Here is a 10,206-nt window from a genome sequence, read left to right as displayed (position 1 = left end):
ACAAGCCCAATTAACCCAACGACAAACATGCCTTGATAGACAGCTTTTTGAAAAGTTAAGATAAGCTCATGTGGCTGTATTGTTGTAGCTACTATACCGCCAATGACAACGGCAAGCAATGGAATTAGTAAAGAACGAGTGCCAGATTTGATAATCGTAATTGCGCCAACAATTAATGAAGCATAGCCGATATAAGGCAAATACTTTTCAACATTGTAAGAACCGATTTTAGTGATAATCTCAGCGCGTATCATGACTAAAATGCCAATCACCAAAAACAGTGATATGAAATTACCGACACAAGGGCGAGGTGAAAGCATGTGACCTATGCGCCTAAACAATAAGTTAATGAAATTTCTAGGTGCGTTTCTTGGTTGTATGACATTATCCGTATCTGGGTATTGCATAGCTGAATCATATTCGTTTGGTGTATTAGCCGTTTGAAAAGAGATATCTTGTAAGTCTTTTTTCAACTGCTTATATTCCATTAAACGCTTTTGATCATCAACCTGTTTTCTAAGGTTTTCAATTTCAGCTTGGCTGATTTTCCTAGGATTTGCTTGTATAACATTATCATTTTGCATGGTGGACACTCCTTTTCGCCTACGTCCTCAAAGTAAATATTAACTTTGTGTGTTGTGGTTATGTTGGTTATGAACATTCTCTTTTTGTTGCTTTTCCTGATTTGTTGTTTTATTTGCATAGTGAAGCTGTCCTTTTTCAGATGCTTCTTTAAATAGATTTTCGATTTCTTCTTTAGACCATGTATGAAGATCATACTTAACAGCAATTTTACCTATGAGTAAATATTGCTTTTCTTTTTCGATGCGTAGTTGTTCTTCAATTTTTGCTTTTTGATCAAGTAGTTGTTGAAGTTTATTTGATTTTGCCATTTTGAATAAATCCTTTCTTTGAAAATATTAACACTGATATTATACCATAAATCACAGATCAAGCCTTGCAAAATATCATTATATAGCTAAGTTTTTTGTATTTTTTTGTTACGTCTTTTAGTAAATATTTTGTCGCCAATTTCATGGCAGTAATCTATATTTTTGTCGGTCAGTATAAATTCTTTTGCAGCGATAACTACACCTAAGAAAAAATCTAATGGATACTCTAGCGTGTCATCTTTTGTTTTGCGTTCTTTGGTTAAAGTGTATTGCTCATAATAGGATTGACCATTTTTGACTAATTCACTTTTTAAGTCATCATCATCTTTGATTTTTTGAAATATCGTGAAACACGCGCCAAGTAAAATAGATAGTTTAAATTTTGATTCTATGCCGACTATGTAAAATAGGCTGCCTAATACTATGACAAAATTAAAAGGGTAATCTTTCGGATTATAGTATTGTGTTGCACCAGATAATATTATCATTTTGCCAAGTGATATTTTCCGCTTTTTATCTTTTATTCGCTCTTTATTCCTTTGTAAAATGATCTTTCTTTCAATTTGTGATTTTCTTTTTTCAAGCTCAATTATTTTTTTATAATCATTCATGAATCGATATCTTCAATATAAGGTTGAAAATAGAAATCGCCATTAGTGCCAAATCCTAATTCATATATTTTCGCATAACCATTATTAGTATTAATTGATATGCTTCTATAGTCACCACCACATAGCGATGACTTTTTAGCTGCGATTAGATTATTTCCATTTTTAAGAGACAGTGTTATTTTTTCACTTGAATTTAAATAAGAAACTTTAGAATTATTAACTATTATTTCAATAGAACAGCCAGCACCAAAAAAGCCAGATTCTCTAATTATTGTTATTTCATTGTTACCATTAGGGGTGTAGGCATTATCGAGGATATTGATTACTGATTTTGCTTGAGATGGTGGAATAGGTGTTGTGGCGCACCCAATTAAATTTAATGACACTATGAATAATAATACCGATCGTTTTTTATTTAATGATGTGATCATCATGTTTTTTGTTCCAAATGAAAATACTTTTATTGATTTTACCAATATTCTAACATTAATTCAAATAATATGAGCGAAGCGAATACATTGGAGGGTACGAAGTAACCCGAGCATCCCAAGGTGGGCGCAATATACATTGACTGCGTCAAAGTAATTGCTTATACTGATCATGTTATGGCGATACAGTTTATTATGCCGACCGTTATGTCACGCTCAGAAGGATATAACGCAGTACGTTCGGCAGCTTACAGAGCGAATGAATCACTTTACTGTGAAACGACGGGTGCTACCTATGACTACACAGATAAAGGAGATTGCGTTTATAAGAATATTCTTCTACCACAATCTGCTTTTAATGATAAATTGAATGAAGATAATCACCCTTTTAAAAATCGCGGAAAGCTCTGGAATAAAGTAGAGTATGTCGAATCTTTGCATAATAGGCGTGATAGTGCGCAACTTGCATTTGAATTACAAATCGCTTTACCTAAAGAATTAAACCTGTCACAACAAACTGATTTAGTTAACGCTTTCATTAAAGAAAATTATATTGATGTTTACAATGTCGCTGCTGATGTCTGTATTCACGATAAAGGCGATGAGAATGTACATGCTCATGTCATGATAACTTTTAGGGAGATTATTGCTGATGAATTATCTCCAAGAAAAGTAAGAAATATGACATCGGCTGTGCAGACTAAAAATGGTAAGCATTTTGCAGTTAAGGATTTTTTAAATAAGAAATGGGAAATTTTTCAAAACAATTATTTTCAAGAACATAATATAGATTTAGTTGTAGACCAAGGATATATAAAACCGACATTGCATGAGGGTGTTATTCGAGAGCAGGATAACTATGCGGAGATTCGTGCTAAGAAAAATATTGAAATCAAAAAAGAGAGCATTGAAGCTGTTAAAGAAAACCATGAAATCATTATTGATACGTTAGATAAAAGACAAGCGGTATTTTCTCAGCGTGATATTGAAAACCTTATTTTTAAATCAACTGAAACTAAAGAAGATTACAACGAGACTTTAGCTAAAGTCTTAGAATCACATAAGTTAATTAATATTGGTTACAATGAATCAGGCCGTTTAAGCTTTACAACTAAATCTAATTTCACAAAAGAAATTGATTTAGCTAAAATTTCTAATGAGATGTCAGAGATTCGATCTTTTAAAGTAGATCAGAAGCTAATTAATGAAATTTCAAATAGCAAAGTATATACGTTAGAAGATGAGCAAAAATTAGCTTTTAGACACATTATAGATGCTGGAAATATTGTGTGTTTGAATAGCAGCGCTGGTACTGGTAAGACACATTTAATGAAAGCAGTTAAAGCATTATATGATCGTCAAGGCATTTATATTTCTGGCGCTGCAATTATGGGCAAAGCAGAGCATGGCTTAGAATCTGAGACTGGCATTAAATCACAAACGATATACAGAATATTAGACAATTATCGAAAAGGTGAGGAAAGTCATAAATACTTACCACATCATAATTCTATTTTAGTGATTGATGAAGCGGGTATGATCGGCTTAGAGGATATGTATGACCTTGTGAAAATGTCGCAAGAACGTAAAATCAAGCTCATTTTAATTGGCGATAAAGATCAATTACAGCCTGTATCTTTTGGCGCGCCATTTAGAGCGATACTCGAACGTATTGGCTTTGCTGAAATGCTAGAAGTGAGAAGGCAAAAGGATAAGTTAGACGCATTAGCTACTAAGTCACTTGCTAAAGGTGAAATTAGCCTTGCCGTTGATCATTACCTTAAAAAAGATCGTTTAGTTTTAGATGATGATTCAGTTATTAAGAAGCAATTGCTGAGTACATGGCAAGGTTACATTAATGAGAAACCAGAAAACACATTAATCCTTGCTTTTAAAAATGAGCAAGTTGCCGAAATTAATTCGTTAGCACGTGACTACTTAAAGCAGCAAGGCGTTTTAGGTGAAAGCAAATCTTTCAATGTTAGCGTGAGCGGCAAAGAGGATGTTAAAGAATTTGCTGCGAACGATCGCATTATATTCTTAAAGAATAAAACTCTAGGTGATGTTAAAATCAAAAATGGACAATTGGCAACGATTGTTGGTATTGAAAATGATATTGTGACCTTTAGACTTGACGATGATAAAGACGCTAAGGACGTTAAACATTATCAATTTAACGCTAAGGAATTTAACAACTTTGATCATGGCTATTGTGCCACTGTTCACAAATCCCAAGGTGTCAGCGTTGATAATTGTTTAGTGTATGCTAAAGGGCGTGGTTGGGATAGATTCTTAAGCTATGTTGCGATGTCACGGCATAAGCTCAATATGCACTTTTTCGCCGATAAGGATACCTACAAAGATATTCATACGCTTAAGCGTGAGCTATCCAGATCACCATTGCGTGATAATGTCTTAGATTATCCTTTACAGTTTGCCATTCGTAGAGGACGAGACGCACAGACTTTTGCGGGTAATGCCGTTTCTAACATACGTGGTGCTTATCATAAAACACGCGATACTTGGAATTATTTGTTTAACTATGAAGAGTACAAAGCATCTAAAGCGGCATTTGATCGTGAGACTGCCTTAAATGAAAAATTAAACGCGCAACAAGAGCTAAACAAAGAAGCTCGCGCGGTTGCTGATTTAGCTGATTTAAATATCGATAGCGGACAACGCTATAGTGAATTTGTCGAGAAGTACGGCAAGAAGTGGTACGAAAACTCTCGAGCTAAAGCTGCCTATAATACAGAAATAGGTGATCTATTCTATGAGCGCAACAAAGCAGCCTTTGCGGTATTTACTAAGGCGGACAAGTACGAACGAGCGCTTGAGTTAAACAATATTAGTATTGAAAAGCTAGAAGAGTGGGCAAATGCCTATATTGCTGAATCTCGCGTACGTGCCTTTGGTGATGCTACTAATCCTTATGAGAAAGGCAAACTAGCGCAAGATATTGTTAATACTAAAGATGAAAGTGCGTCTTATGTTTCGCGTCAGGAATTATGGCAAGCAGTTAACAAGTACCAGGGCGAACATGCCTTGAGAATGAAAGCAGGGCAGATTAAAGGTTTTAGAGCGTGTTTAAAAGATGTTGAAGAGTATCTCGGCTTAGGTAAAACAGCAACTAATTACTGGAAGAAATCGCAGGCTGATCATTTTGATAGTAACGCACCTATTCAAAAAGACAGTAAAGGCAAAGAGATCAAGCCAGAACATCAACAGCATTATGAGAAGCTATCACGCGCTTATAATCAAAAATGCGAAATCTTAGCAGCTAAGATGATGGCGAATTTTGATAGCTACAGTAAAGTATTTGCTGTTAAGTTCCCACATGCCGTGACCCATGACAAAATTATTGATCGTTTAAAGACAAATGCAGATCGCCATGCAAGGCGCGAGGTCATTCGCAGCTACATCAATCCTAAATCAACACAGGCAGAGATTGAAAAGGCAGCCTTTGCTTTAAATAGTGACTTTAGGGGCTATGTAGGATTAGGCTTTGAAGAGGGCTTGATATGGGCGAATGTTGGCAAACTGGCTCAGGCTGAGAAGTTACGCCAATTTAAAGCGAATTTAAGCCCAGAGAATCAAGTGCGTTTTGATCGTGTTGAAGCTTATCGCTTATCTCTTGTCGATGCAGGTAAATCCTATGGTGAAATGCAGCAGATCGAGCAAGCACTTAAGCTTGAGTTAGGCATATCAGAAAAAGGCGACATACCACATGATAAAGTCACCGAAGCGTTACAAAATGCGCGTGACATCATGTACAAGGCGATTGCTGATTGTCACGAGGTAGCGTATGACTTGGCACAAGATTATCCACACTTAGCTAAGTGGGCTAAAAATGCACCAGAGAAACTATTAGAGGTACACCCTTATTTTGAGAAATTAAGCCGACACACTAAGGTAGCCAATCAAGCTAAAGGGAAACAGCAAAGTGTCAGTGATGCACCACAAGAGTCGCATGAAAAAACAATGGCTGAGCTTCAAACTGAGGTCAAAGCCAGTCTTGAGAAACAAAAAGCACAACTTGATCGTGCGGACGAACTGAACAAATCCAAGGTTAATACAAACAAAGCGGATAAGTTTACACGTCATATATTGCTGCATGCTGAGAGATTGGAAGCACAAGAGCGGGTAGAAAACTTTGTAGCATTAAGTAAGCAGCCGTCTACTGATGCTAATCGTGATGCGTTGGCTTCTTTAGCGTATGAGATGACTGATCGCATACACAAGCACCGTTTCTTTTTAAAGCAAGCTGAGGTTAACGAGCGCGATATATGGCACTTGTCACAAGTTCATCAATACAACCTTGATAATGCTGAATTAACAGGCGATGATAAAGCAGTGCATCGAGCTTTAGCCGATTATATGTTGTCGCGTGGTGATTCATCACGCGCATGGTCAGATTATCGCGTTGCTAAAAATACGTATGACCAAGAAACAACAGCAGATAAAAAAGATCAGCCAAAATCCAATAGCAAAGATAAGGCACCAGTAGACGATAAAGCGCAGGAATTACAAAAACAAAAACTATCTCGATTAGAGAAAGTACAAAAACATGCGTTTAACTTATCTACTGAGCGTAACCGCTTAGCGTTTGAAGCAAGTAAATTATTAGGTGCTAATATTAATAGCACGGTACTTGATGCGTTCACTTTCTCAGGTGAAGAAATAGACGTTGCCAATAAAGATAACGATAAGCTATCGAGTAAAGCATTACATGCTCGCATTAAAACATCATTATCACGTGCTAATAAGCAGAATTTGAATCTTGAAACGCTGATTAAAGAAGCGCAAAGCTATAGTATTATTGATGCGATTGAACGCTACAAATTAGAGAAATCAGGCAGTTATAAAGCCCGCGCCATCGCAGGAGAAGCAAGTGAGCAATATAACAGCGGTCAGTTGTACCATAAGTTGAAAGAGCTTGGCGCAGATCGTGATGCTTTTTATGCCGATGCCGTAAGCTTTAAACGTCAGGAATACCGCGCTAATTTGACAGCAGATGAGCGACAAGCGCATGATGTTGTCATTACTTATGCTGAAAAATCTGATGCGGCATACAAAGCTTACACAGCCAAAGATGAAGCCTTAAACAAAGCATTAATGCCAGAGGTTGAAAAGCTTGCAGCACAAATTGTTCAAAGCTATTCATACTATGAAGATGCACTATTGTTTGAATCTGTCAGGCTCAAAAAACTAGAGCAAGATGCCAATAGACAATATTTGACTGATCAGCTTAAGCATTACAAGCTACTTAAGCCAAACACAGAACAATCTATTGCCTTGGCTGGTGAATTAAGCAAGGAATACAAAAAAGGCTTTGTTTACCACAAGTTACAAGCACTTGAAGTTGATACACGTGCTTATTACAAAGATGTACATAGTTTTGAGCGTCAAGCCCATTGTGTAACACTCAATGACGAGCAGAAAGCCAATCATGATGTTGTATTGTCTTATATTGATTCAGTTGTTGCGGTTGCTAAAGCGTACGGCTCAGGTGACAAAAAACAAGGCTTTGTGCTGATTAGCAAACGTGACGAATTAGCGGCACAGATTCAACAAGATCAATCACGTTACAGTGACGCATTAACCTTTGAAAAAGTTAAACTCGACAAATTAGAGAAACACGCTGAAAGATACTTTAAACAAAAAGAGCAACAACAATTTAATGCTGCGCCATCTTTCAACGAGCTTGAGCCAGATGCCTATTACTACGATCATGGCGAGTTTAATCTAGGTAATATTGAAGATAGTATCAGCGAATACTATCAGCAAAGTACGGCAGTTAAGCCTATTAATGACGCGCCAGTTATCAGCACCAGAAAAACAGCCGCCTTTGAAGCCATTGAACGCGCTAAGAAATGGAATGCTGAGTTAATTAATGACGAGCTAATGGCAAATCCAGTAGCAACTTATACGGATATATTCGGCGAGCCTAAAAAGCAAACCTCAAAAGAAATGCGCTGGTCAGGCGGTTTGATTGTCACATTAACAGGCAAAGATGCGGGCAAATGGTATGATTTTGGCAGTGGCAAAGGCGGCTACCCAGTACAGGCATTAATGCACGAATCAGGCTTAGGCTATAGAGAAGCGTTAGAAAAAGGTGCATATATTGCAGGACTAAGCGAATCACAAGCGCAAGTTGAGGATAGTATAGAGCGAGTTAAGGCACGAGATCAGCAAAATCAACAACGAGCAGCACTAGAAAAACGAGCGCAAGAACAAAAACTTGAATCTGTACAATCAATATGGAATGCAACCGTTCCTGCTGAAAATACGATTGTTGAGGAATACATGGCAGTGCATCGCAATGTCTATGATATTTCAAACACTACTTTGCGCTTGTTCCCAATTGGTGCCAAATGGGTTGATTATGTTGAAGATGAAGCCAACCAAGGACAATACAAGCGTGTTGAGAAAATAAACAAAATACCTGCTATGGTGATTGCATCGACCGACAAAGGTGGCAATGTTGTTGGTGTGCAGCGTACTTATTTAGACAAAGAAACTGCAAACAAAGCAGCATTCATGGATACGCCTAAGCTATCAAAAGGCAGTATAAGAAATGGTGCCACTTTACAAGTTGGCGACAATGGAAAAGTCTATATAGCTGAGGGAATTGAAACCGCAGCCAGTGTTGCTTTAGCAGATCGAAATGCTACGGTGCTTGTGTCAATGTCCGTGTCTAACATGGAAAATATGATAGACAAAGTAAAAGGCTTTAAGCCAAGCGAAGTTATTTTACTGAAAGACAATGACGGAGAAAAAGCCAAGACCGATGAGACCTTTACTAAAGCATTGAAAGCCTTTGAAGAAGCAGGGCTAAAAGTGACCGCTAAAGAGCCTGAAATGCTACAGCGTATTGTTGATGAGAAAGGCGACAAGGCTAAGACCGACTGGAATGATGTTATACAGGAAAAAGGTTTAAATGGTTTGCGTAAAGACCTAAATTTACCTGTGCCAGAGAAATATGACCGCATGTTTTTACAGCGCTTAGATGAATGGCGCAAAGTCGAAAATCAGATACCAGATTTTGCGAAGAACAAAGAGCAAGTACACTTGTTACGTGATTTTGCCAATGTTGAGCATCAAAGCGCTAGGTATATTAAAAAAGCCTATGATGTAGCTAAATCAGATGATGAGTTTATAGAAATTTGTAATCGACCAAAAGCGCAGGAATTGAAAAAGCGGACAAAAGAAACCGCTCATAATCTAGTACGTAACGAAAAAGGCTTTAAGGTTGCTAAAAATGTTGGATTACATGAAAGACTTGCTCACGCTTTAGGTATTGAATACTCCGATGTCTATTTATTGACTAAAGCTGAAAGAGCTGTATTGAAAACTGACTTAGACCAATCACTAAAAGCAGGTGCCAAGAAAATAAAAGAGTTAGAGGAAAAAGTAGCTAAAAAGAATATGTTTACCGCTGTTAAAGGCAAAGGTTTTAAATAGATTTGCTCAGCAATTACTTAGATTTATGATATAATTAACCATATATTGTAGTTAAATCAAGACTAATAATGAAAGATAATATTCAGGCAAGTAGCAGCAGGGAATCCCAAGAATATTTGGAATCTGCAAGGCTTATTATTGATGCGCTAAAGGATTCCCCAGAGCATATCAAAAAAATAAGTGATGAGTTGCAGAAAGTATTAGTGTCTGCTCAAGAAAATGGTAATTCAGAGCTTGTCGAAAATTATCAATCATTACTTGATCGTATCGACAAAAACAAGGCTGGAGTATAACTATGACTTTTTATGAATATTGCGAATCAAAAAAATTAGACTTATCTAAATTATCACAGTCATCTATTGATGGACTAGGAGCTTGCTACTTAGAGAATATTGATATTACAAAAGAAGATATTAAAAAATTACATGATATTGATTCTGGCAAGATTTCAATTGAACAGTCATTAGCTCATACTTTTAAGAAAGCGCAAAACTACTCAGCAAATGTCTAAGTTTCAAGACCCTTATTTATACTCAAATACTGACATTTTAATCAACAAGTTTAATATTAAAAATCAATCTCACCTTGCAGAAATAGAAAAAGAAATCACCTACCAAAAGACTAAAATATTATTACCTAATGTCGCTCTTGATTATAGCGGCTTGCAAAGAGTGCATAAGCATTTGTTTGGTGATTTATACGAGTGGGCGGGTGAAACAAGAACAGTTGATATGTAGAGTAAGCCGCACCCATTGCTGAGTGCGACTCCTCGAAGAACGCAGCATGAAACTTTCACTTCACTACGCTCGA

The 10,206-nt window shown here is 36.9% G+C and carries 8 protein-coding genes; 4 read left to right on the top strand and 4 right to left on the bottom strand.

The genetic code is table 11. The annotated features are described in order from the left end of the window. From ACY10D_RS09175 to ACY10D_RS09160, 4 genes are all read right to left on the bottom strand, one after another. Positions 1–584: hypothetical protein (locus ACY10D_RS09175; RefSeq protein WP_487000440.1), on the bottom strand; the 584-nt coding region annotated here is incomplete at its 3' end. Positions 585–623: 39 nt separating this feature from the next. Beyond that, on the bottom strand, positions 624–893 hold the full coding sequence (locus ACY10D_RS09170; protein ID WP_487000439.1) for a hypothetical protein: 270 nt from the start codon (positions 891–893) through the stop codon (positions 624–626). An 86-nt stretch (positions 894–979) separates the two neighbouring features. Beyond that, positions 980–1,504, bottom strand: a complete 525-nt coding sequence (locus ACY10D_RS09165) for a hypothetical protein (protein ID WP_487000438.1) — start codon at positions 1,502–1,504, stop codon at positions 980–982. Then, complete coding sequence (locus ACY10D_RS09160; RefSeq protein ID WP_487000437.1) at positions 1,501–1,938, bottom strand: hypothetical protein; 438 nt, start codon at positions 1,936–1,938, stop codon at positions 1,501–1,503. The genes ACY10D_RS09165 and ACY10D_RS09160 overlap by 4 nt, the downstream gene beginning before the upstream one ends. 171 nt (positions 1,939–2,109) lie before the next feature. Here ACY10D_RS09160 and ACY10D_RS09155 point away from each other — a divergent pair, with 171 nt between their 5' ends. The 4 genes from ACY10D_RS09155 (at position 2,110) to ACY10D_RS09140 (ending at position 10,133) form a co-directional block, all read left to right on the top strand. After that, positions 2,110–9,396 (top strand): AAA family ATPase, encoded by a 7,287-nt coding sequence (locus ACY10D_RS09155; protein WP_487000436.1) that lies wholly within the window; start codon positions 2,110–2,112, stop codon positions 9,394–9,396. 68 nt (positions 9,397–9,464) lie between these two features. Continuing rightward, on the top strand, positions 9,465–9,689 hold the full coding sequence (locus ACY10D_RS09150) for a hypothetical protein (protein WP_487000435.1): 225 nt from the start codon (positions 9,465–9,467) through the stop codon (positions 9,687–9,689). Positions 9,690–9,691: 2 nt separating this feature from the next. Next, complete coding sequence (locus ACY10D_RS09145) at positions 9,692–9,907, top strand: hypothetical protein (RefSeq protein WP_487000434.1); 216 nt, start codon at positions 9,692–9,694, stop codon at positions 9,905–9,907. Then, positions 9,900–10,133: a hypothetical protein gene (locus ACY10D_RS09140; protein WP_487000433.1), complete on the top strand. Its 234-nt coding sequence runs from the start codon at positions 9,900–9,902 to the stop codon at positions 10,131–10,133. The genes ACY10D_RS09145 and ACY10D_RS09140 overlap by 8 nt, the downstream gene beginning before the upstream one ends. Positions 10,134–10,206 lie beyond the last annotated feature (73 nt).

This window comes from Cysteiniphilum sp., assembly GCF_057495195.1.
The sequence above is the reverse complement of the archived record's forward strand: the minus strand, read 5'-3'. Positions and strand labels throughout refer to the sequence as shown.

Excerpts from the sequence above, each read along its gene's own strand:
- ACY10D_RS09145 (WP_487000434.1), top strand. The coding sequence starts at position 9,692 with ATGACTTTTTATGAATATTGCGAATCAAAAAAATTAGACTTATCTAAA.
- ACY10D_RS09155 (WP_487000436.1), top strand. The coding sequence starts at position 2,110 with ATGGCGATACAGTTTATTATGCCGACCGTTATGTCACGCTCAGAAGGA.
- ACY10D_RS09165 (WP_487000438.1), bottom strand. The coding sequence starts at position 1,504 with ATGAATGATTATAAAAAAATAATTGAGCTTGAAAAAAGAAAATCACAA.
- ACY10D_RS09140 (WP_487000433.1), top strand. The coding sequence starts at position 9,900 with ATGTCTAAGTTTCAAGACCCTTATTTATACTCAAATACTGACATTTTA.
- ACY10D_RS09160 (WP_487000437.1), bottom strand. The coding sequence starts at position 1,938 with ATGATGATCACATCATTAAATAAAAAACGATCGGTATTATTATTCATA.
- ACY10D_RS09150 (WP_487000435.1), top strand. The coding sequence starts at position 9,465 with ATGAAAGATAATATTCAGGCAAGTAGCAGCAGGGAATCCCAAGAATAT.
- ACY10D_RS09170 (WP_487000439.1), bottom strand. The coding sequence starts at position 893 with ATGGCAAAATCAAATAAACTTCAACAACTACTTGATCAAAAAGCAAAA.